Raw genomic sequence first — 22,404 nt, 5'->3', positions numbered from 1 at the left:
CACCGTCAGACGTTGTTGTTGAGGTAACCGAGCATGGAGTCGGTGGTGGAAATGGCCTTGGCGTTCATTTCGTAGGCGCGCTGGGTCTCGATCATGCTCACCAGCTCCTCGACCACGTTGACGTTGCTGCCCTCCAGCGCGCCCTGCTCGAGCGCGCCCAGGCCGTTCAGGCCCGGGGTGCCGTTCTGGGCGGGGCCGGAAGCGGTGGTTTCGAGGTAGAGGTTCTCGCCGCGCGCCTGCAGACCGGCCGGGTTGATGAAGTCGGTCAGGGTGAGCGCGCCGATCTCCAGCGCCTGCGCCTCGCCGCTCATCTGCACGCTGATGGTGCCGTCGTTGCCGATGGTCACCGACTGCGCGCCCTCCGGCACCTGGATCCCGGGCTGCACCGGATAGCCGCTGCTGGTCACCAGTTCGCCCTGGGCGCTGATCTGGAAGCTGCCGTCGCGGGTGTAGGCGGGGGTGCCGTCGGGCATCAGCACCTCGAAGAAGCCGCGGCCGTTGACCATCACGTCGAGCGCGCGGCCGGTCTGCTGGGGATTGCCCTGCTGGAAGTCCTTGGCGGTCGAGACCACGCGCACGCCGGTACCCAGCTGCAGCCCGGAGGGCAGCTGGGTCTGGTTGGAGGTGGCGCCGCCCGGCTGGCGCACCTGCTGGTACAGCAGGTCCTCGAAGTTGGCGCGGTCGCGCTTGAACCCGGTGGTGTTGGTGTTGGCCAGGTTGTTGCTGACCACCGACATCCGCGTCTGCTGCGCGTCCAGCCCGGTCTTGGCGACCCAGAGAGCCTGGTTCATGGTGCGGTTCCTCGGGTTGGCGCCGTGGTGGCGCCGTTATCGGGAGTGCTGCAAGCGGCGTGCCACGGCGGCGCCTCAGCCGCCCAGACGCAGCAGGCTGTTGGCCGCCTGGGCGTTCTCGTCGCCGCGCTGGATCACCTTGACCTGCATCTCGAACTGGCGCTGCAGCTGGATCATCTGCACCAGCGCGCCGGCGGCGTCGACGTTGCTGCCTTCCAGCACGCCGGACGTCAGGCCATCGTCGCCGCCCTGCGCCAGCGGCTGCGCGGGATCGGTATTGCGCATCAACCCGTCAAGGCCGCGCGCCAGGCGCTCGGGGACGGCCTCGACCACGCGCAGCCTGCCGATCACCCCCAGGGTCTGCGGGCCTTCGCCCAGCGGCACGATCGAGACGGTGCCGTCCCGGCCGATGTCCAGGGCCTGGTGCGGCGGGATCGCCATCGGGTTGCCGTTCTCGTCCAGCAGCGGCCGTCCTCCTGCGGTCACCAGCTGGCCGTTGGGGGTCACCGACAGGTTTCCGGCGCGGGTATAGGCCTCGCTGCCGTCGCCGGCCTGCACCGCCAGCCAGCGGTTCTGGTTCAGCGACACGTCGAGCGGGTTGCCGGTCACGCGCTGCGAGCCGACCCGGGAGTTGAAGCCCTGGTCGACGTGCATCGCGTCGATCCGCGAGGCATGGCCGGCACCCGGCACCCGGAAGGACTCGGTATTGGCCAGCGCCGCCTTGAAGCCGGCGGTGTCGGCATTGGCCAGGTTGTGGGACACGGTGCCCTGGGCCTGCAGCGACGCGCGGGCGCCGGTCATCGCGACGTAGAGTGCTTTGTCCATGGGGCTGCCGTGATTGGTGATTGGTGATTCGGGGACCTGTGACCTGCACGGTCGCGTTGGAGGGCGGCGCCCTCCAATCACGAACTACGAATCACGAGCCGCGAGCCGTCATCAACGAATGTTGATGACGGTCTGCGTGACCTGGTCCTGGGTGGTGATCATCTGGGCGTTGGCCTGGAAGTTGCGCTGCGCCACGATCATGTTCACCAGCTGCGCGGTCAGGTCGACGGTGGAGGCTTCCAGCGAGCCGGACTGCACCTGGCCGAAATCCGAGGTGTCGGGAGAACCGGTGCGCGGGGTGCCTGAGCCGTAGCTCTCGGCCCAGGCGTTGTTGCCCTGCGGTTGCAGGCCCTGCGGGTTGGTGAACGTGGTCAGCGCGACCTGGCCCAGCGGGGTATCGGCGCCGTTGGAGTAGCGGGCGAACACCACGCCGTCGGCGGAGACGCTGATTTCGTTGAGCTTGCCCGCGGCGTGGCCGTCCTGGCGGGTGTCGCGCAGCTGGAAGGTCTCGCCGTACTGGCTCGATCCGGCCAGGTTGAGGGTCAGGTCGAGCACGCCGGCGCCGGTGGCGGGGGTGTAGGGGTCGAGGTCGATCGAGCCGCCCGGCGGGGTCAGCAGCTCGCCCGAATTGGAGAACTGCAGCGTGGTCGGCGCGCCGACCTGGACCCCGTCGACGAAGTTGTACGCCTGCCACTCGTTCGGATTGGCGGTCTTGACGAAGTAGGAGGTCTGTACGTGGCTCACGCCGAGCGAGTCGAACACGTTGATGCCGCCGGTGGACTCGTTGTAGCTGTTCGGCTCGCTCGGATCGAACGGTGCGATGGTCGGCGTGGCGGCGTTGCCGGGCAGGGTGAACATGACGTCGACTGCGCTGGTCTGGCGCGGCGGGCTGTCGGTGGTCAGCAGCTGCAGGTCGCCGAGCCGGCCGACGTCGAAGCCGTTGCCGTCGGCGCGCGGCGGGAACACCTGCAGGCGGGCGCCGTCCGGGGTGGTGACGAAGCCCTGGTTGTCGGTCTGGAAGTTGCCGGCGCGCGAGTACAGGGCCGCGCCGTTCTTGCTGAGGGTGAAGAACCCCTCGCCGTCGATGGCCATGTCCAGGCTGCGCCCGGTCGGATCGATGTTCCCCTGCGAGAACTGCTGGGCCACGTTGCTCACCCGCACGCCGGTGCCGACCGCGTTCCGGGCCAGGCCGTAGCTGGTGTAGGAGAACAGGTCGGCGAACTCGGCGCGCGACTCCTTGAAGCCGGTGGTGTTGACGTTGGCGATGTTGTTGGACGTGACGTTGAGGTCGGCGTTGGCCGCGTTGATTCCGGACAGCGAGGTATTGAAGCTCATGACGGACTCCGGGGTGGATGCTTGGAAGGGCTCAGCTGATGCGGAGCACGTGGTCGATGGGAGCGGTGCCGAGACCGCGCAGGTCGAGATACAGCCCGTCGGAACCGACGGTGACGCTTTCCACGCGCGCCTGGACGTAGCTGTCCAGGTCGGTGACGTTGCCGGTGGCGTCGCTGTGCTTCGCGCTCAGCGCGTACTTGCCGGGCGGCAGGCGGTTGCCGGCGGCGTCGTTGCCGTCCCAGGCGAACGCCACCTCGCCGGCGGCCGCGGCCGGCACGCTGATCTGCCGGACCGGCTGGCCGTTGGCATCGGCGATCTCGAACACCACGGTGCCGGGCCCGGGCGCGGCGACCACGCCGTTGGCGCCGCCGTCCTCGCCCAGCGCCAGGCTGCCCGAGGGCACCAGCACGTCGCGGCCGACCAGGGTGGCGCCGCGCATGATCTGGTCGGCGTTCTGCGCCGAGGCGAAGCCGCCGACGGCGGTGTTGAGGTCCTGGATGCCCTGGACCGTGGAGAACTGCGCCAGCTGGCCGAGGAAGGCGCTGTTCTCCATCGGCTTGAGCGGATCCTGGTGCTTGAGCTGTTCGGTCATCAGGCGCAGGAAGTCGGCCTGGCCCATGGATTCGTCCTTCTTGTCGGTCTTGGCGCCGGGGCCGGCCAGCCCGAGGCTGGCGTAGACGTCGCTGGGGATGCTGCTCACGGGCGGTTCTCCGGGTGCGGGCTCAGCGGCCCATGCTCAGGGTCGCCAGGGCGAGTTCCTTGGCGGTGTTGAGGACCTCGACGCCGGCCTGGTAGCTGCGCGAGGCGGAAATCAGGTTGACCATCTGCGCCACCGGGTCGACGTCGGGCGAGTAGACGTAGCCCTGCTCGTCGGCCAGCGGGTGGCCGGGCTCGTAGCGCTGGATCGGCGCGGCGTCGCTCTCGGCGATCTCCTTCACCTGCACGCCGGTGATGCTGGCATCGGTCGCGCTGCGCACCGCCTGGAACACCGGCTCGATGGGGCGGTACACGGTGTCGGCGGAGCCGGACACCGAATCGGCGTTGGCGAGGTTGCTGGCCAGCGTGCTGAGCCGCACCGACTGCGCCTGCAGCGCGGAACCGGCGACGTCGAAGATCGGCAGGTTGCTCATGGCTTATTGCCCGGTGATGGCGGTGAGCATGGTGCGCACCTTGGATTCGAGGAAGCTGAGCGAGGCGCGATATTCCAGCGCGGCGCGGCCGTAGGCCGCGCGCTCGGCGTCGGGGTCGACGGTGTTGCCGTCGAGGCTGGGCTGGGTGGCCTCGCGTGCGAACTGGAACGGCAGCAGGCCCTCCAGCGCATTGCCGGCCAGGTGTCCTTCGCGAGTCGCGCCCGCGGCCTGCCTGGCGCTGCCGGCGGCGGCCAGCGCGGCGTTGAAGTCGAGGTCCTGGGCCCGGTAGCCGGGGGTGTCGACGTTGGCCAGGTTGCTGGCGATCAGCTTCATGCGCTGCTCGCGCAGCGGCAGGGCATCGGCCTGGAAGCCCATATAGGAAGAGATCGGATTGTTCATGGCAGCCTCCGGCGGACCTGTGCCGGGGAAGCTGCAAGCGCCGTGCCAGGAAGGCGGCTGGGACCGCGGGGCGCTTCGGCGGGGACGTCGGGGCTACCGGCGCGGTGCCGGCGCCGGTGGCGGGTCAGGCCGCGGCGGCCTGGCGGCTGCGGATGCGCGCGGCGACCTCGCGCAACCGCGCCAGCACGCGCTCTGCGAGGTCGTGGGGACTGTACTTGGGCACGAAGGCGTTGGCGCCGACCTGCTCGACCATGGAATTGTTGAACACGCCGGAGAGCGAAGTGTGCAGCAGCACGTACATCCCGGCCAGCGCCGGCTGGCGACGGATTTCCGTCGTCAGGGTGTAGCCGTCCATCGCCGGCATCTCGATGTCCGAGATCACCATGGCGTAGCGATCGCAGGGATCCTCGCCGCCGGCATGGATCTGGAGCAGGTGGTCGAGCGCCTGGCGGCCGTCCGAAAGCAGGGTGGCGCCGACCCCGAGCTGGTCGAGCACGCTGCGGATCTGCTGGCGCGCCACCCGCGAATCGTCGACCACCAGCACCTGCATCGGCGGGGCGTCGGCGGGCAGGGCCATCTCCGGCGCCAGGCTCGCGTCCATCCGCGTCTGCGCGATCTCCGCCAGGATGCTCTCCACGTCCAGGACCTGGATCAGCGCGTCCTGGAAGCGGGTCACGGCGGTGAGGTAGCTGCCCTCCACTCCGAGTTCCGGCGGCGGATGGATGTCCTCCACCGCGATGTTGACGATGCGTTCGACGTCGCTGACCAGGAAGCCCTGCACCGAGCGGTTGAATTCGGTGACCACCAGGTAGCCGGTCGCGGACTCGAGGTCGCGGCCGCGCTCGGGGTGGCCGATCGACAGGCCCAGGTCGAGCACCGGCACCGAGCGGCCGCGCACGTCGGCCACTCCGGCGAACTGCGCCGGCAGCCCGGGCAGCTGGAACAGCGCCGGGCGGCGCAGCACCTCCTGCACCTTGAACACGTTGACGCCAAAAAGCTGGCGGCCGCCGAGGCGGAACAGCAGCAGCGCCAGCCGGTTGTGGCCGGCCAGGCGGGTCCGCTGGTCGATGCGGTTGAGCAGGTCCTGGTGCATGGACGCGGTATCGGCGTCGGTGGGCCGGACTTGAGCGGCCGCCACGGCACGGCGCTTGCACGGGTCCTTGCGTCCCCGCCGCCAGGAAGCGCCGATGCGCTCTTGCCCGTCCCGCACCCCGATCCGCCAGCGCCTGCACCTGCTGCTCATGTTGCTGGCGCTGCTGCCGACATCGCTGTGGGCGGGCGGCTTCCAACCGGTGGAGTCGATCCGAGAGGCGGCGCTGGCCGCGCTCGGCAGCGATGCCGAGGCCGAGGCCACCCTGGACCCGGCGCTGCGCATGCCGCGCTGCGCCGGCCCGCTCGAGGCGCGGCCGGGCGCCGGCACCACGGTGGAGGTGTCCTGCCCCGACGGCTGGCGCCTGTACGTCCCGGTCCGGATCCACCGCAGCCAGACCGTGCTGGTGCTCAGCCGCGGCGTCGCCGCCGGCGAGGTGATCGGTCCCGAGGTGCTGGCGCCGGAGACCCGCGATGCCGCCCGTATCGTCGGCGCAGCGCTGTCCGATCCGGCGGCGGCGCTCGGGCGGGTGGCGCGCCGGGCCCTGTCGGCCGGCAGCGTACTGACGGCGCGCGATCTGATCGCGCCGCGGCTGGTCCGGCGCGGCGACATCGTGGCGCTGGTCTCGGGCGCGGGCGGGCTGGAGGTGCGGATGACCGGGCGGGCGCTGGCCGATGCCGGCGAGAACGAACGGGTCAGCGTGGAGAACCTCTCCTCGCGGCGGGTGGTGCAGGGCACGGTGGGGGCCGACGGGGCGGTGGTGGTGGCACGGTGACGGCGAGGGCGAATTCGCCCTAAAGTCTCCGCGCCGGGCGCCGATATCCATCACGAACCCGCATTCAGGACGCCACCATGAGCCAGAAGATCGAGGGCGGTCCGCCGCCGACAGCGGTCCGCAGCACCGGCCCCAGCAGCGGGCAGGTGGCGCGAGCCGGCGCCGAGCGCGCCCGTCCGGTGGAGGCCTCGCCTCCCGCCGACAGCCTGCGGCTGACCGGCGAAGCCGCCGGGCTGCAGGCCCTGCAACGCGATCTCGCCACCGGTCCGGCGGTCGACCAGGGCCGCGTCGACGCGGTGCGCGAAGCATTGCAGAACGGCAGCTACAGGATCGATCCGGAGGCGATCGCCTCGCGAATGCTCGACCTCGACCGGCAGCTGGACGGCTGATGTCCGGCGCCGACGCCAGCCTGGAACGCCTGGCCGCGGCCCTGGCCGAGGAGCGGCGCGCCTTGCTCGAGCACGATGTCGAGGCGCTGATGGCCTCCACCCAGGCCAAGCTCGCGGCGCTGCGCGCGCTCGAGAGCCATCCGGCCGAGGGGATCGCCACGCGCCTGGCAGAACTGGCGGAGGCGAATCGCGCCAACGGGGCGCTGCTGGCGCGGCGGCGCCGCGAGGTCAACTGGGCCCTGCGCCATCTCGGCCGCAGCGAAAGCGGCTCCGAATACGACGCCCGCGGGCGTGCCGACGTGGTCCGCACCACGCGCCAGCTCGCGGTGGCCTGAGCAGCGCCCGGCAGGGCCCCGTAGAATGGCCGGACCCAGATCCGAACCGGCCCCGTGACCGAACCGACCAGCGCCGAAGCGCTCCCCCTGCCGATGCTGGCGTCCGCCCTGGACCGGCTGCGCGAAGGCGTGCTGCTGTGCCGGTCCGATGGCAGCCGCCTGTACACCAACCCGGCCGCCGAGACCCTGTGCCGCGCGCATCCGCTCTGGACCGCGGATCTCGGGCTCGCGCTGCAGGACATGCTGCCGTCCGAAGCGCTGCGCAAGGCCGATCGGGACGGGACCTGGAACGACTACGTGCCCTTCGGCGAGGGCCGCATGCTGGCCGCGCGGCTGTCGCTGTGCAGCGAGGGCGGCAGCCACTACCTGCTGCTGCTGCAGGATCCGGGGCTGGTCCGCGACGATCAGGACCTGCTGCGCCGCCATGCCGAGCTCAACGTGCGCCTGACCGCCGCCCAGGAAAAGCTGCTGCAGGCCGAGAAGATGGCCTCGATCGGTCAGCTCGCCGCCGGCGTGGCTCACGAGATCAACAACCCGATCGGCTACGTGCACTCCAACCTGGGCAGCCTGCAGGAGTATCTCAGCAGCCTGTTCGCGCTGATCGACGCCTACGAGCGCGCGCTGCGCTCGCCGGACCCGCACGCGCAGCTGGCGGAGATCGACCAGACCCGCGAGCGCCTGGACATCGACTTCATCAGCCGCGACCTGCCGCAGCTGATGACCGAGTCGCGCGAGGGCATCGAGCGGGTCACCCGCATCGTCCGCGACCTGAAGGACTTCTCGCGCTCCGACCGCGACAGTTCCTGGAAGCTCGCGGACCTGCACGCCGGGCTCGATTCGACCATCAACATCGTCTGGAACGAGCTGCGCTACAAGGCGACCCTGGACAAGCACTACGGCGAGCTGCCGCTGGTCGAATGCCTCCAGTCCGAGCTCAACCAGGTGTTCATGAACCTGCTGCTCAACGCCGGCCAGGCGATCCCCGAACGCGGCGTGATCACGGTGAGCACCGGGCAGCAGGGCGACGAGGTCTGGGTCGAGATCGCGGACACCGGCGCCGGGATCCCCGAGGAGATGCTGCAGCGCATCTTCGACCCGTTCTTCACCACCAAGCCGGTGGGCACCGGCACCGGGCTGGGCCTTTCGATCTCCTATGGCATCGCCGCCAAGCACCACGGCCGCATCGAGGTGGCGAGCGCCCCGGGCGAGGGCTCCCGATTCAGGGTGGTGCTGCCGGTCCGCCAGCCGCAGGACTGAGCGCGCCGTCGCGGGCGCGCTGGCTGCCGTAGGTGGCGAAGGCCTGGCGGATGTGCTCGCGCAGTTCCCGGTCGTCCCACGGCTTGGTCAGGAACCGGTAGATCGCGCCCCGGTTGATCGCATCGGTGACCGTGGCCAGGTCGGTGTAGCCGGACAGCACCAGGCGGATGGTGTCGGGGTAGAGCATCTTCACCCGGCCGAGGAATTCGGTGCCGTCCATCTCCGACATGCGCTGGTCGGACAGGATCACCTGCACGTCGTTGGTGGCGAGCAGGCCGAACGCGTCGCGGACGTTGCCGGCGGCGAGGATGCGGTAGCCGTCGCGCCGGAACAGCCGCACCAGCGAGCGCAGCACGTTCTCCTCGTCGTCGACCAGCAGCAGGGTGCGGTCGGGGGTGGCCGCGGCGAACAGCTCCGGACGCAGGTAGCGCCGCCGCAGCACCTGGCCGGCGGCATCGGCGTTCATCGGTTCGCCGAACAGATAGCCCTGGAACTCGTCGCAGTCGCTGCGGCGCAGGAAACCCAGCTGCGCCTCGGTCTCCACGCCGTTCGCGATCACCTTCATGCCGAGCTGGTGGCCCATGGCGATGATGGCGCGGACGATCGCGGTCTCGCGGCTGCCCGCCGGAGCGCTGTTGATGAAGCTGCGGTCGATCTTCAGGCGGTCGGCCGGGTAGCGCACCAGCGCGCTGAGGCTGGAGTCTCCGGTGCCGAAGTTGTCCAGGCTGAGGCCGACGCCCTCGTGGCGGAGCGCCTTGATCGCCTCGTGCACGGCGTTGACGTCGTAGGTCAGGGCGCTTTCGTTGGCCTCCAGCACGATCGTCGAGTTCGGCAGGCCGGCATTGCCGATCCTGGTCAACAGACGGTTGACGAATTCCGGGTCGAGCAGCTGCAGGGTCGAGACGTTGACGCCGATGAAGAAGTCGTCGAAGCCCTGTTCGCGCCATGCGCGCGCTTGCTCGACCACCCGATCGAGTACCCAGTGGCCGATCTGCACGATGACGCCGAGGCGCTCCGCGGTGGGCATGAACCGCTCCGGCAGCAACAGCCCGAGATCGGGCGACTGCCAGCGCAGCAGCGCCTCCATGCCGACCACGCGGCCGTCGCGGGCGCTGACCTTGGGCTGATAGCGCATCCGCAGCTCGCCATTGGGCGCCGCGTCGACGATCTGGCGGGCGATGATGGTCTCGTTCTGGAGCTTCTCGCTGGCCTGCACCGCGTAGAGCTGCACCGGATCGCTGTCGTGGTGCGAAGCCTGCCGCACCGCGGTCTCGGCCTGCTGCAGCAGCAGCGACGCTTCCGCCGCCTGCAGCGGGCACAGGCTCATGCCGATCCTGGCGTTGAGGAACAACGTGTACGGAAGCACCGAGAGCGGCAGCTCCACCTCGCGCAGCAGCTCCTCGGCCAGTTCGCGCGGCGGCGCCGAACCGGCCGGGTAGGGCACCGCGGCCACGAACTCGTCGCTGCCGTGGCGCCATAGCCGGCCGCGTTCGCCGATGCGTGCGGCCAGGCGCTCGGCCAGCAGCCGCAGCGCCTGGTCGCCGACCTCGACCCCCATGTTCTGGTTGATCGAGGCGAAGTGCTCGATGTCGATGTGCAGCACCATCAGCGCGGCGCCACCACCGACCGCCTGGCCGACCATCGCGACCAGATCCGGGTGCCCGGCGCCCAGGCGCGGCACGATCTCCACGGCCACGCCGACATGGTCGAGCGGCCGCATGCTAGCCCCCGTCCAGGTCGGGTGCGCGGTCTGTGCGCGGCGCGGGCGCGTAGGGCAGCAGCGCGCTGATCCGGGTGCCGGCGGCGGAAGATTCGATCCGCAGGCTGCCGCCGACGGTCTGCGCGCGTTCGCGCATGATCACCAGGCCCAGGCCGCGCGCCCGGGCCGGCTCGAAGCCGCCGCCGTCGTCCTGGACTTCCAGGCCGATCGCACCGTCGCGGTCGTGCAGCCGCACCGAAGTCGCACCCGCCCGCGAATGCCGCAGGACGTTGGTCAGCGCCTCCTGGGCGATGCGGAAGCAGGCCTGCTCCACTTCGCGCGCGGGGCGCCGCGGCAGCGGCTCGATCTTCAGATCGACCCCGGTGCCGCCGTTGCGGAACAGCTGCTGCGCGTGCCCGCGCAGGGCCGCCTCCAGGCCCAGCGCATCGAGCTGCGGCGGCCGCAGCAGGGTGGAGATGTCGCGCAGCTTGTCGAGGGTGGCGTCGGCGATCTCGATGATCCCGGCCAGGTCCTCGCGGCGGCGCGCCGGATCCGTTTCATCGAGGGCGGCGCTGGCCGACAGCTTGATGGCGGTGATCGACTGGCCGATGTCGTCGTGCAGTTCCCGCGAGATCGCCCGGCGCTCGTCCTCCTGCAGCGAGAACAGGCGCCCGGCCAGCGCCTGCAGCTCGCGGTTGCCGAGCGCGAGCGCGTCGCGCATCCGCTCCGGCTCGCTCAGGTCGCGCACGATCAGCAGCTTGCAGGCGAGGCCGCCGTAGCGGGCGTCGCAGGCCGAGAGCGCGGCGTTGAACAGGCTGCCGTCGGCGCGGCGCATGCGCGGCGCCGACGCTGCGCCCGCGGATCCGGCATCGCCGGCGTCGAGCAGAGCGCCGAGGCGCGCCAGGGCGCCGTCCTCGACCAGCGCCGCCAGCGGCTGGCCGGGCAGGTCATCGGGGCCGTAGCCGAACTGCGCGGCGCAGGCCGGGTTGGCATAGATCGCGCGGCCATCGGCGATCAGCATGACCCCGTCCGGCAGGATGCGCATCAGTTCGCCGAATTGCTGCTCCCGCTCCTGCAGCTGGCGTCGGGCCTGTTCCATTTCGGTCACCCGTGGATCGTACCGGAACCGGCGCCCTCTGACGCCGTCCCGATGGACTGGGGGCCTCAACTTCCGGCCGGTGCCGCCGCTAACAGGTCAATCGAACGCCCGTCACAGCTCTCGGCGGCGTCTCGCGCGCCCCGCCGCCTCGCGGCAGGGCGTTCCAAGGGTGCGGCTATCAAGGTAGAACCGATGGACTCCGGCGCGATCACCAGCCTGCTGCGGCACCCGCTCCCGAGCGCGATGCTGGTGCTCGACGCCGACGGCGCGGTGGTCCTGGCCAACCCCGCGGCGCAGGCGCTCGGCCTGGACCGGAGCGCCGCGCACTACGCCCAGCTGCTGGCCGACCTGCGCCAGCGGCTGCGCGAGGGCGCGACGGCGATCCCGTGTTCCCTTCCCGGACCCTCCGGGCGTCTCGACGGCTGGATGCGCGCGGTGGCCGGGGAGGGCGGCGGCGCGGTCGCCTACACGGTGAGCGTGCCCGAGCCGGACGGCGCCAGCCGCTGGCAGGCGGCGCTGGACAGCGCCGGCCACGGCCTGTGGGACTGGGACGTGGCCGGCAACCGCACCTTCCGGTCGCGCTCGTGGCGGGCGATGCTGGGCTACGAGGCCGGCAGCGGCGATGACGCGCTCGACGAGGGACTCGACGCCGCGCTGTCGCTGGTCCACCCCGAGGACATCGCGCGGGTGCGCGAGCGGCTCGCCGACCATCTCGAAGGGCGCACACCGACCTACGTGTGCGAGCATCGCCTGCGCCACCGCGACGGCAGCTGGCGCTGGGTGCGCGACAGCGGCCGGGTGATCGCCAGCGACGCCAACGGCCGCCCCCTGCGCATGGTCGGCACCCATACCGAGATCGGCACCCAGAAGCAGCTGGAACAGCGCCTGCGAGACCAGCAATGGCTGCTCGAGGAGACCCAGCGCATCGCCGGGACCTCGAGCTGGGCCTGGGACCCCGACAGCGACGTGGTGTGGTGCTCGCCCGAACTGCGTGCGCTGGCCGGCCTACCGGAGGACGCCACCGGCAGTCGCGCCTGGGTGCGCCGCATCGGCCGCCACTCTGCCGGGGAGCTGCGCAAGGCCTGGCGCCGGATCCGCCAGGACGGGCGGCTGGCCCATTTCGAGATCGAGCTGGCCACGCCTGCCGAACCGGATGGCCTGCACCTGCTGATCTGGGCGCAGCCCCAGCTCGACCCCGACGGCAATCTGCAGCGGGTCCTGGCCCAGGTCCAGGACGTCACCGGGCAGCGCCGCGTCGACGCGCTGATCCGCAGCCGCACCGAGCTGCTGGCGCGGGTCTCTGCGCTCGGCGGGATCGGCGGCGCCGAGATCGACCCTGCCACCCGGCGCATGCAGTGGACCGAGGAATGCGCGCGCCTGCACGGCATGGCGCCCGGCCCGGTCGTGCTGGACGAGGTGCTGGCGCTGTACACCACCGCCTCCCGCGAGGCCTTCGAGGCCGCGCTGGTACGGGCCGCCGACGGCGGTGCGCCCGAGCGGGTGGAGGGCTGCTTCTATCGCGGCAGCGGGGAACGGGTCTGGGTCCAGGTGGTGATCGAGCTGGATCGCGACGAGGGCGGCCCGGCGCGCCATATCGTGCTGTTCCGGGACATCACCCGGGAGCGCGAGACCAGCGCCCGGATCGAGATGCTCTCGCACTACGATCCGCTCACCGGGCTGCCCAACCGCGGCCTGCTGCGGCGCCAGGCGGAGGAGGCCCTGGCGGCCGACGCCGGGGAGTCCCGGCTGGCGATGCTGCTGGTGGACATCGATGGCTTCCGCGGCATCAACGAGAGCTTCGGCCACGGCGCCGGCGACGCGGTGCTCAAGGCCTCCGCGGCGCGGATGCACCAGTGCCTGGGAGGCGCCGACCTGTTCGGCCGGCTGGGCGCGGACGAATTCGCGGTGCTGCTCAGCGGGGCCCGCGACCGCGCCGCGGTGGGCGACGCCGCGTCGCGGCTGATCGCCGCGCTCGGCGAGCCGCTGCACGTCGGCACCGAGACCCTGAAGATCGGCGCCAGCGTCGGCATCGCGGTGCGCGAGAGCCCCGGCGACGGCTTCGACGATCTCCTGCGCGCGGCCGGCGTGGCGCTGTGCGCGGCACGCCAGCACGGGCGCGGCAACCACGCGTTCTATACCCAGGAAGCGCTGCAGCAGGCGAGGCGGCGGCTGAAGATCGAGCACGCCCTGCGCGGGGCCCTGGACCGGGACGAGTTCTCGGTGGTCTACCAGCCGCTGGTGCACGTCGACAGCGCCACCGCGCCGGGGATCGAGGCGCTGCTGCGCTGGCATCGCCCGGCCGGGGGCCACTGCGGGCCGGCCGAGTTCATCCCGATCGCGGAGGAGTGCGGGGAAATCGTGCGGCTGGGCGATTGGGTGATCTCCGAGGCGTGCCGCCAGGCCGCCGCCTGGGAGGAGGCGGGGCTGCGATTCGGGCGGATGTCGGTGAACGTGTCGGCGGTGCAGCTGCGCGATCGCGGTTTCGCCGAGCGGGTGATCGCGCGCTGCGAGCAGGCCGGCTGGCCGCCGCACCGGCTCGAGCTCGAGCTCACCGAGTCGGCGCTGGTGCGCGACACCGAGATCCTGCACGAGTGCTTCGCCACGCTGCAGCGCCACGGGGTGAGTCTGGCCGTCGACGATTTCGGGACCGGCTTTTCGAACCTCCACTACCTGAACCGTTTTCCGGTCAGCCGCCTGAAGATCGACCGCAGCCTGATCCTGGACATCCAGCGCAGCACCGCGTCGGGCGATCTGACCCGCGCGATCATCCAGCTCGGCCAGGCCATGCGGATGCAGGTGGTGGTGGAGGGCGTGGAAACCGCGATCGAGGAGCGGCTGCTGCGCCAGCACGGCTGCGACGAGATCCAGGGATACCTCTACACCCGCCCGCTGCCGCCGCGGGAGATGGCGCAGTGGCTGCGTGGCGGCATGGCGCAGGGTGGGGCGGAACCGATCGCCATCGCCCCGACGCCGCCGCTCATCGCCTGCTGAACTGCGCCGGGCGGCCTAGCTGCCGCGACCCTCGGCGCGGTCGAAAGGGCGGCGCCAGCGAGTCCCTGGCAGCAGGTTCTTTGCATCTTCGGCACTTGAGATTCGTCGGATGCGTCCCGCGGCGTGAGCCGCGCCTGGGGGCCTTGCTCCGCCCTTCCGTCCGGCCGCGCCAGGCAGTCCTGTTCGATGGAGGGATCCATCACCGTCGCCACGGGGCAGCGACAGCGAATCGCCGCTCCTGGGGTGGGTGCTTCAAGAGCGCCTTCGGCCTGCTGTGCGGGGCGTGAGCCGCGCCGGGGGCATTGCTCCGCCCTTCCGTCCGGCCGCGCCAGGCAGTCCTGTCCGATGGAGGGATCCATCACCGTCGCCACGGGGCAGCGACAGCGAATCGCCGCTCCTGGGATGGGTTCTTCAAGAGCGCCTTCGGCCTGCTGTGCGGGGCGTGAGCCGCGCCGGGGGCATTGCTCCGCCCTTCCGTCCGGCCATCCATGGCCGGAGTCAGGGCCGCTGCACATCCATGTGCAGCTCTCCGCAACACCCCCGGCACGTCTCCCGCTGTCGGCATTGGTGGGCTTCGGATGGATTGGCTACCGAGCGTCCGAAAGCGAATCACCACCGCGGCGCCGGGGCCGAGGCCAGGGACGGCCTGCGGCGGCGGATCGGGCCATGGATGGCCCGACTCGCCGGGGAGCCTCCCCCGGCCCGGGCGCCGCCGGCTCCGAAGCCCACGCACCGGTTTCTCCGAAGCCCGTTCATCGGCTTCTCAGTCGAGTTCCCTCACACCCATGCACGACCGAGCGAAATGCGGGCGCCGGTCCGACCCTCAATCCGGCGCCGCGGTATCAGGCGGCTCGCCGGGGCACAGCGCCAGGTCCCAGTCCACGCATGCCTGGAGCGGAGCGGGGTGGTTGGCGTCGGTGGTCAGCGCCGCCAGTTCCTGGCGTGCCTGCTGTTCGAGCCGCCGCAGGGTCGTGCGGTGGTCTTCGGCCAGAACCGGCGAATCCACCTGGTCGCAGGCGTCTATGGACCGCCCCAGCGAGCCGTCGGCGCTCACGGCGCGGAGGCCGATGGAGCCGGCGCCGGTACGGCAACGCATCCTCCGCGTGGAAACGGCCGGGCCAGGGATGGCGGCGTCCGACGCGTCCACGACCCGCTGCGCAGCGGGCGTGGCGTGGCCAGACACCCGACTGCCCCGGCGCGGGCCGGGGCAGGGAAGTCGTGGGGGGAAGCGGCCATGGCGCGGATCGTCGATCGGATCAGAACAGCTCCACGGTTCCGGCGCCCATGTCATGCTGCGTCACCGGCTTGTGCGGCGGCGCTTCCCAGGTGCCGCGCATCTCGCGCAGGCGATGGCCGATGCGCTCCAGCGCCCGCACCATCTCGTTGTCGAACACCCCACCGTTGCGATGCAGCAGCTCCTGCAGGTCGACGGCCTCGCGGTTGATCGCGCTCAGGCGCTCCAGGTGGGAGTGCACCGCGCCCAGCGACTGGGTGGCGATGTCCTCGAACTGCAGCGCACGCACCGCCTCGGCCACGCTCGCGTCGATGTCGCGACCGCAATCGGAGATCTCGCGCATGCTCTCGCCCAGCGAGCGGTTGATCGCCGCCACCTGTTCGAGCATGGTCGCGGCCTCGGAGCGCGCCTCGCGCGAGCGATCCATGTCGCGGGAGGCCATGTGCGAGACCGTCTCGCGCACCTTGGCGATGGACTCCTTGGAGCTGTGCGCCAGCTTGCGGATCTGCTCGTTGAAGGTGGTCGAGCGCTCGGAGAGGTTGCGCACCTCGTCGGCGACCACGGCGAAGCCGCGGCCCGCCTCGCCGGCACGAGCCGCCTCGATCGCGGCATTGAGCGCCAGCAGGTTGGTCTGGTCGGCGATCGACTTGACGTCCTCGAGCAGCGAGAAGATCCCGTCCAGGTGCGTGGCCATCTCGTCGATGTGGGCGACGGTGGTGCCGCTCTGGCCGCTGACCTGCTCCAGCGCCTCGACCAACTGCTCCATGCGCTGGCTGGCGTGCTGGGCGAAGCGGGCCACGTCGGCGCCGCCGCCGCCGTTCTGCTCGCCTGCATGGTCGATGATCCGCGCCATCGCCACGCCCTGCTGGCGCGACTTGCGGTTCATTGCCTCGAAACTGCCACCCAGCCCGCTCACCGCCTGGCGGATCAGCCCGCGTGCGCGCTCGACCTCCTGGCGCGAGCCCTCGATCTCGGCGCCGACGAACTGGCGCAGCTCGGTCAGCAACTCGTCCTGCTCCCGCATCGCCTTGACGTGCTCGGGGGAATGGCGGCCCTCGCGGACCACGATCCACCAGGCGAACGCCAGCCAGCTGGCGGTCATCGTCACCAGCACCGCCCAGCGCAGCGGCGCCAGGCCGTCGACCGCGAAGGCGGCGGGCAACAGCAGCGTCAGCACCAGCGGCGCGGCGAGACGGATCAGGATGCGTGGATACATTGGGGGGCTCTCTGCGGATTCTTGATCGCAGTATCGGCCCCGCCCACGCCATCTTTAGGAGCCGGGGACGGCCGTTCACGCCTGCGCGCAGGCTCGCCAGCGGGGGCCGGGCGCAGCCGGGAAGGGCGCGCGAACGCGCCGCGCCCGTTCAGGCGAGCCGGCGTTCGATCGCCTCGAGCATCGCGCGGCGCGAGAACAGGAAATCCCACTGGCTGCCGCCCAGCTGCCGCCACAGCACCGCCGAGCGCATCGCCGCCAGCAGCAGCGCGCGAATCTCCGCCACCACCCCGGGCTGGGCGAGATAATGCGGGGTGCCCTGGACCATCACCCGCGGCCGCAGGTGGCTGATGGTGTCGGCGTACAGCGCGCCGAGCGCCTCGAGCACTTCGGGGTGGTCGCTGCCCCTGGCCTGCGCCTGCGGGGCGATCGCGGCGATGCCACGACCCACCGCCTCGACCGTGGCCGGCTCGGCCACGAAGCGGCGCTCGAGCCGGACCACGGCCAACGCCAGGCGCGGCAGCGCCTCGTCCTTCCCCTGGCTCGACAGGTGGTCGCGCAGCGTACGCAGCCCCGGGCCCAGCCGCGCCACGCCGCCGTAGACCTCCTCGGTGGAATCGGCATCGATGCGAAACACGCCGTCCAGCACCGCGCGGGTGGCGTCGCCGCTGGACTGCCCGCTCTCGGCGGTGGAGCGAACCTGCTGCAGGGACTGCGCCAGCGCCGCCAGCGCCAGCACCCGCTCGTCGAATGGGTTGTTCATGCCGCCAGTTTACCCGCAGCGCCGACCCCGCCGGGCGCCGGCGCATCGGTCCGCTCGATCACCGCGCCGCCCAGGCAGACCTCGCCGTCGTAGAGGACCAGGGATTGGCCGGGGGTCACCGCGCGCTGCGGCCCGGCGAAACGCACCTCCAGCCGGCCGCCGTCGTCCACCGCCACCGCGCAAGGCTCGGCCTGCTGCCGATAGCGCGCCTGCGCGCTGCATTCGAAGCGCGTGGCCGGCGGCGCCCCGGCGATCCAGTGCGCCGGGGCGGTCCAGATCACGGTCGACATCAGCCAGCGGCTGTCGTGGTCCTGGTCGACCACCAGCACGTTGCCGGGGACGTCCTTGCCGACCACGTACCACGGCGCCTGGGCGAAGCCGCGCACCCCGCCCAGGCCCAGGCCCTCGCGCTGGCCGAGGGTGAAATAGAACACCCCCGGATGCTCGCCGATGGTCCGCCCGTCCGCGGTCCTGATCTCGCCCGGGCGGGCGGGCAGGTAGCGGCCGAGGAATTCGCGAAAGTCGCGCTCGCCGATGAAGCAGATGCCGGTGGAGTCCTTCTTCGCCGCCGTCGGCAGGCCGGCGCCGCGCGCCAGTTCGCGCACCTCGCGCTTGTGCAGCCCGCCCAGCGGGAACGCGGTGGCCGCCAGTTGCGCCTGGCCGAGCTGGTGCAGGAAGTAGCTCTGGTCCTTGCCGGCGTCGCTGGCGCGCAGCAGGCGCCAGCGGCCGCAGTGCCGGTCGATGCGCGCGTAGTGGCCGGTGGCGATGCGTTCCGCGCCCAGCGCATGCGCCGCCTCCAGGAAGTGCGCGAACTTGATCTCGCGGTTGCACAACACGTCCGGGTTTGGGGTGCGCCCGGCGGCGTACTCGGCGATGAAGTGCTCGAACACGCCGCTCCAGTACTCGGCCGAGAAGTCGCGGAAATGGATCGGGATGCCGAGCCGGCCGCAGACCGCGACGGCGTCGCGGCGGTCCTCGTCGGCGCGGCAGTCGCCGCTGCCGTCATCGGCCCAGTTGCGCATGAACAGGCCGGCGACCGGGCCCCCGGCCTGGCGCAACAGCAGCGCCGCCACCGAAGAATCCACCCCGCCGGACATGCCGACGACGACGCCCCCGTTCATGCGGCCCGGACCCGCGGCGCGGCCAGCACCCGGACGGGCGGCTTCGCGCCCGGCGGCGCCGGCCGGCCCTCGCCGTCCGGGCAGGGCTGGCGGAGGGCCTGGTGCGCGGGGATCACGTCAGCTGCTGCAGCAACGCCAGCGGATGGCGGTGCCCGGCGAGGAAATCGGCCACCGCCCGCCACACCAGCGGGCTGCGGTGGCGGGGCTGCGCCCGCTGCAGCTCGTCGGGGCTCATCCACAGCGTCCGCACGATGCCTGCGTCGAGCTCGCGCCCCGGGTCGTGGGAGACCGGCTCGGCGGCGAAGGCGAAGCGCAGGAAATGGCGCCCGCCGCTGCCGTCCGCCGCCGCCGGCGCGCGCCACTGGTAGGCGCCGACGAAGCACGTCAGGCGGACCTCCCAGCCGGTTTCCTCGCGGGTCTCGCGCAGCGCCGCATCCGCCAGGCTCTCGTCCGGCTCCAGGTGTCCGGCCGGCTGGTTGAGCACCAGTTCGCCGCCGACCCGTTCCTCCACGCACAGCAGGCGCCCGTCGCGCACCACCACGGTCGCCACGGTCACGTCCGGCTGCCAGAAGCGGCCTTCGCGATAGCTCATGGCCGGCGCCGGACCACGGCGGGGGCCTGCCCGGAGAACGGGCGCGGGGGGCGGGCGGGGCGGGAGCGCTGCAACATGGACGTTTCCGGGGGAATGCAGCGTTCTATTCTGGGCCGGGGCCCGCCGCCCGTCCACGGATCCCATGCAGGCATGCTCCGTATAATCGCGGCATGGCCCGAAAGAACGAAACCGAGCGCGACCACGGCGTCGCCGTCGAGACCGGCAAGCCCGAGGTCGCGCGCCCGCCGCTGTACACCGTGATCCTGCTCAACGACGACTACACCCCCATGGATTTCGTGGTGGACGTACTGGTGCGCTTCTTCACCCTGGACATCGAGCGCGCCACCCAGGTGATGCTTCACGTGCACACCCGGGGCAGGGGCGTCTGCGGGGTCTTCAGCCGCGAGGTCGCCGAGTCGAAGGTTGCCCAGGTGAACGAATATGCAAGACTCAACCAGCATCCCTTGCTCTGCACGATGGAAAAGGCCTAGAAAGGCGGACAGGGGCGGCCATGGAAACCAGGCATTCCGGCCCCACGTAGGGCTGTAGACATACCAGGAGGCATCCGCCCCATGTTCAGCAAGGACCTCGAGTACTCCATCGGCCAGTGCTACAAGCGCGCCCGCGAGGCGCGCGACGAGTTCATGACCGTCGAGCACCTGTTGCTGGCGCTGCTGGAGAACCCCTCGGCCGAGGCGGTGCTCAAGGCCTGCGGCGCCGACTTCCACCGCCTGCGTTCCGACCTGGAGCAGGCCATCGCCACCACCGTGTCCAAGCTCGAGCAGGGCGACAGCCGCGACACCCAGCCCACCCTGGGCTTCCAGCGGGTGCTGCAGCGGGCGGTCTACCACGTGCAGTCCTCCGGCAAGAAGGAGGTCACCGGCGCCAACGTGCTGGTGGCGATCTTCGGCGAAAAGGACTCGCACGCGGTCTACTACCTCAACCAGCAGGACGTGACCCGGCTGGACGTGGTCAACTATCTCTCGCACGGCATCGCCAAGGCCGGGGAAGGCGATCCCGCCCCGTCCACCGACGAAGCCGCCGACGGCCAGGTCGAACCCGGGGGCGAGGGCAAGGGCGACGCCCTGGCCGAGTACGCCACCGACCTCAACGCGATGGCGCGCGAGGGCCGCATCGATCCGCTGGTCGGGCGCGCCGAGGAGATCGAGCGCACCATCCAGATCCTGTGCCGCCGGCGCAAGAACAACCCGCTCTACGTCGGCGAGGCCGGCGTGGGCAAGACCGCGATCGCCGAGGGCCTGGCCAAGCGCATCGTCGACGGCGAAGTGCCGGAGGTGCTCGCGCACGCGACCATCTACTCGCTCGACCTAGGCGCGCTGGTCGCCGGCACCAAGTACCGCGGCGACTTCGAGAAGCGCCTGAAGGCGGTGCTGGCGGCGATCCGCAAGCACGAGGGTGCGATCCTGTTCATCGACGAGATCCACACCATCATCGGTGCCGGTTCGGCCTCGGGCGGCACCATGGACGCTTCCAATCTGATCAAGCCGGCCCTGGCCTCCGGCGAGCTGCGCTGCATCGGCTCGACCACCTTCCAGGAATATCGCGGCGTGTTCGAGAAGGACCGCGCGCTGGCGCGGCGCTTCCAGAAGGTCGACATCGTCGAACCGACCACCGGCGAGGCCTACGAGATCCTGCGCGGGCTGAAGCCGCGCTACGAGGCGCACCACGACGTCACCTATGCCGACGAGGCCCTGCAGGCGGCGGTGGATCTGTCGGTCAAGCACATCGCCGACCGGCTGCTGCCGGACAAGGCCATCGACGTGATCGACGAGGCCGGCGCACGCCAGCGGCTGCTGCCCGACGACGTGCGCAAGAAACTGATCGACGTCGAGGAGGTCGAGACCATCGTCGCCAAGATGGCCAGGATCCCGGCCAAGCAGGTCAGCGCCTCCGACAAGGACGTGCTCGGTCACCTCGAGCGCAACCTGAAGATGGTCATCTTCGGCCAGGACCCGGCGATCGAGACCCTGACTTCGGCGATCAAGCTGGCCCGCTCGGGGCTGGGCAATCCCGACAAGCCGATCGGCAACTTCCTGTTCGCCGGCCCCACCGGGGTGGGCAAGACCGAGGTGACCCGGCAGCTGGCCCTGCAGCTGGGCATCGAGCTGGTGCGCTTCGACATGTCCGAGTACATGGAGCCGCACTCCGTCTCGCGCCTGATCGGCGCCCCCCCCGGGTACGTCGGCTTCGACCAGGGCGGGCTGCTCACCGAGAAGATCGTCAAGACCCCGCACTGCGTGCTGCTGCTGGACGAGGTGGAGAAGGCCCACCCGGACATCTTCAACATCCTGTTGCAGGTGATGGACCGCGGCGTGCTCACCGACACCAATGGCCGCGAGGCGAACTTCCGCAACGTGATCCTGGTGATGACCACCAATGCCGGCGCGGCGCAGGCTGCGCGCCGCACCATCGGCTTCACCCGCCAGGACCACAGCACCGACGCGATGGAGGTGATTCGCAAGAGCTTCACCCCGGAATTCCGCAACCGGCTCGACGCGATCGTGCAGTTCCAGCCGCTGGCGCTGGAGCACATCCTGCGCGTGGTCGACAAGTTCATGATCGAGCTGGAAGCCCAGCTGCACGAGAAGGACGTCACCGTCAGCGCCACCCCGGCGGCCCGCGAATGGCTGGCCCAGCACGGCTTCGACCCGCAGATGGGCGCGCGGCCGATGGCCCGGATCATCCAGGACCGGATCAAGCGCCCGCTGGCGGACGAGCTGCTGTTCGGCAAGCTGGTCGGCGGCGGCCGGGTCAGCGTCGACGTGAAGGACGGCGAGCTGGTGGTGGAGGCCCACGCCGAGCCGGAACGGCTGCTGCCGGCGACGGTGGGGTGAGGGCCGTAATTCGGGATTGGCGATGGGCGATTCCAAAGAGCAAGCGCCAGTCGCCGAGCGACCAATCCAACGAGCCGAAAGCAAGATCCCGGGCATTGCCCGGGATCTTTTTGCTGGTCGGCGATGATCGGTCGGCGACCCGATCGTGACGGCTCGACCTCGGTTGCCGCGCGGGCGGACCCGCCGTTACGAATCACCAATCACGAATCACCAATGCCGCCTTCGGTCACTTCATCCGGTAGGTGATCCGCCCCTTCGTCAGGTCGTAGGGGGTCATTTCCACCTTGACCCGGTCGCCGGTGAGGATGCGGATGTAGTGCTTGCGCATCCTGCCGGAGATGTGGGCGATGATCTCGTGGCCGTTCTCCAGCTTCACCCGGAACATCGTGTTCGGGAGGGTCTCGGAGACGGTGCCTTCGAATTCTATGACGTCGTCTTTCGCCATGCGTCCTGATCGGTTGGGGAGGGGGAAAGATTTCCGCCCCCGGAAAAAGCGCGTCATTCTGCCACG

At 71.0% G+C, this 22,404-nt stretch carries 21 protein-coding genes and 1 pseudogene; 7 read left to right on the top strand and 15 right to left on the bottom strand.

What is annotated here, in order from left to right:
* Positions 1–5 precede the first annotated feature (5 nt).
* The 7 genes from flgG to QFW77_RS07005 form a co-directional block, all read right to left on the bottom strand.
* Positions 6–791: a flagellar basal-body rod protein FlgG gene (gene flgG, locus QFW77_RS07035; RefSeq protein WP_180679678.1), complete on the bottom strand. Its 786-nt coding sequence runs from the start codon at positions 789–791 to the stop codon at positions 6–8.
* A gap of 75 nt (positions 792–866) precedes the next feature.
* A complete protein-coding gene (locus QFW77_RS07030) occupies positions 867–1,616 on the bottom strand; it encodes a flagellar basal body rod protein FlgF (RefSeq protein WP_280573734.1) in 750 nt (249 codons plus the stop codon).
* A gap of 111 nt (positions 1,617–1,727) precedes the next feature.
* Positions 1,728–2,951 (bottom strand): flagellar hook protein FlgE, encoded by a 1,224-nt coding sequence (flgE, locus tag QFW77_RS07025; RefSeq protein ID WP_280573733.1) that lies wholly within the window; start codon positions 2,949–2,951, stop codon positions 1,728–1,730.
* Positions 2,952–2,982: 31 nt separating this feature from the next.
* Complete coding sequence (locus QFW77_RS07020) at positions 2,983–3,651, bottom strand: flagellar hook capping FlgD N-terminal domain-containing protein (protein WP_280573732.1); 669 nt, start codon at positions 3,649–3,651, stop codon at positions 2,983–2,985.
* Between the two features lie 22 nt (positions 3,652–3,673).
* Positions 3,674–4,081 (bottom strand): flagellar basal body rod protein FlgC, encoded by a 408-nt coding sequence (gene flgC / locus QFW77_RS07015; RefSeq protein ID WP_280573731.1) that lies wholly within the window; start codon positions 4,079–4,081, stop codon positions 3,674–3,676.
* A 3-nt stretch (positions 4,082–4,084) separates the two neighbouring features.
* Positions 4,085–4,480, bottom strand: coding sequence for a flagellar basal body rod protein FlgB (gene flgB, locus QFW77_RS07010; RefSeq protein ID WP_280573730.1), 396 nt, complete (start codon positions 4,478–4,480; stop codon positions 4,085–4,087).
* Between the two features lie 124 nt (positions 4,481–4,604).
* Entirely contained in the window at positions 4,605–5,573 is a 969-nt protein-coding gene (locus QFW77_RS07005) for a chemotaxis protein (protein ID WP_280573729.1), read from the bottom strand.
* A gap of 94 nt (positions 5,574–5,667) precedes the next feature.
* Between QFW77_RS07005 and flgA the strand changes: the two genes are divergently transcribed.
* From flgA to QFW77_RS06985, 4 genes are all read left to right on the top strand, one after another.
* Positions 5,668–6,345, top strand: a complete 678-nt coding sequence (gene flgA / locus QFW77_RS07000; RefSeq protein ID WP_280573728.1) for a flagellar basal body P-ring formation chaperone FlgA — start codon at positions 5,668–5,670, stop codon at positions 6,343–6,345.
* Positions 6,346–6,422: 77 nt separating this feature from the next.
* The gene (gene flgM, locus QFW77_RS06995) at positions 6,423–6,734 is read left to right on the top strand and encodes a flagellar biosynthesis anti-sigma factor FlgM (protein ID WP_280573727.1); all 312 of its coding nucleotides are present in this window, start codon (positions 6,423–6,425) and stop codon (positions 6,732–6,734) included.
* Complete coding sequence (locus tag QFW77_RS06990) at positions 6,734–7,069, top strand: flagellar protein FlgN (RefSeq protein WP_280573726.1); 336 nt, start codon at positions 6,734–6,736, stop codon at positions 7,067–7,069. The genes flgM and QFW77_RS06990 overlap by 1 nt, the downstream gene beginning before the upstream one ends.
* 93 nt (positions 7,070–7,162) lie before the next feature.
* Positions 7,163–8,326 carry an ATP-binding protein gene (locus tag QFW77_RS06985; protein WP_280573775.1) on the top strand — a complete coding sequence of 388 codons (1,164 nt, stop codon included), beginning with the start codon at positions 7,163–7,165 and terminating at the stop codon, positions 8,324–8,326.
* Here QFW77_RS06985 and QFW77_RS06980 read toward each other — a convergent pair.
* The gene (locus tag QFW77_RS06980) at positions 8,289–10,046 is read right to left on the bottom strand and encodes an EAL domain-containing protein (protein ID WP_280573724.1); all 1,758 of its coding nucleotides are present in this window, start codon (positions 10,044–10,046) and stop codon (positions 8,289–8,291) included. The genes QFW77_RS06985 and QFW77_RS06980 overlap by 38 nt on opposite strands.
* Before the next feature lies 1 nt (position 10,047).
* Positions 10,048–11,133: pseudogene (locus tag QFW77_RS06975) on the bottom strand (PAS domain-containing sensor histidine kinase); the annotation flags it as partial.
* 183 nt (positions 11,134–11,316) lie between these two features.
* Between QFW77_RS06975 and QFW77_RS06970 the strand changes: the two are divergent.
* Positions 11,317–14,115: an EAL domain-containing protein gene (locus QFW77_RS06970; protein ID WP_280573723.1), complete on the top strand. Its 2,799-nt coding sequence runs from the start codon at positions 11,317–11,319 to the stop codon at positions 14,113–14,115.
* Between the two features lie 823 nt (positions 14,116–14,938).
* Here QFW77_RS06970 and QFW77_RS06965 read toward each other — a convergent pair.
* The 5 genes from QFW77_RS06965 to QFW77_RS06945 all read right to left on the bottom strand — a co-directional run bounded on the left by QFW77_RS06965 (position 14,939) and on the right by QFW77_RS06945 (position 19,038).
* The gene (locus tag QFW77_RS06965) at positions 14,939–15,169 is read right to left on the bottom strand and encodes a hypothetical protein (protein WP_280573722.1); all 231 of its coding nucleotides are present in this window, start codon (positions 15,167–15,169) and stop codon (positions 14,939–14,941) included.
* A gap of 202 nt (positions 15,170–15,371) precedes the next feature.
* Entirely contained in the window at positions 15,372–16,565 is a 1,194-nt protein-coding gene (locus QFW77_RS06960; protein ID WP_280573720.1) for a methyl-accepting chemotaxis protein, read from the bottom strand.
* Positions 16,566–16,713: 148 nt separating this feature from the next.
* Positions 16,714–17,325, bottom strand: a complete 612-nt coding sequence (hflD, locus tag QFW77_RS06955) for a high frequency lysogenization protein HflD (RefSeq protein ID WP_280573719.1) — start codon at positions 17,323–17,325, stop codon at positions 16,714–16,716.
* Complete coding sequence (mnmA, locus tag QFW77_RS06950) at positions 17,322–18,446, bottom strand: tRNA 2-thiouridine(34) synthase MnmA (protein WP_280573718.1); 1,125 nt, start codon at positions 18,444–18,446, stop codon at positions 17,322–17,324. The genes hflD and mnmA overlap by 4 nt, the downstream gene beginning before the upstream one ends.
* Before the next feature lie 112 nt (positions 18,447–18,558).
* Positions 18,559–19,038, bottom strand: coding sequence for an NUDIX hydrolase (locus tag QFW77_RS06945; protein WP_280573716.1), 480 nt, complete (start codon positions 19,036–19,038; stop codon positions 18,559–18,561).
* Between the two features lie 170 nt (positions 19,039–19,208).
* On the opposite strand from QFW77_RS06945, the gene clpS reads away from it, so the two are divergent.
* Together clpS and clpA are read left to right on the top strand one after the other, a co-directional pair.
* On the top strand, positions 19,209–19,529 hold the full coding sequence (gene clpS / locus QFW77_RS06940; protein ID WP_280573714.1) for an ATP-dependent Clp protease adapter ClpS: 321 nt from the start codon (positions 19,209–19,211) through the stop codon (positions 19,527–19,529).
* Between the two features lie 81 nt (positions 19,530–19,610).
* The gene (gene clpA / locus QFW77_RS06935) at positions 19,611–21,893 is read left to right on the top strand and encodes an ATP-dependent Clp protease ATP-binding subunit ClpA (RefSeq protein ID WP_280573713.1); all 2,283 of its coding nucleotides are present in this window, start codon (positions 19,611–19,613) and stop codon (positions 21,891–21,893) included.
* A gap of 226 nt (positions 21,894–22,119) precedes the next feature.
* Here the strand turns inward: clpA and infA are convergent, their stop codons facing one another.
* Complete coding sequence (gene infA / locus QFW77_RS06930) at positions 22,120–22,338, bottom strand: translation initiation factor IF-1 (protein ID WP_095209467.1); 219 nt, start codon at positions 22,336–22,338, stop codon at positions 22,120–22,122.
* Positions 22,339–22,404: the final 66 nt, after the last annotated feature.

It is taken from the genome of Luteimonas endophytica, assembly GCF_029887875.1.
Lineage (GTDB): Bacteria > Pseudomonadota > Gammaproteobacteria > Xanthomonadales > Xanthomonadaceae > Luteimonas > Luteimonas endophytica.
This window is presented reverse-complemented; position numbering and strand designations above follow the sequence as displayed.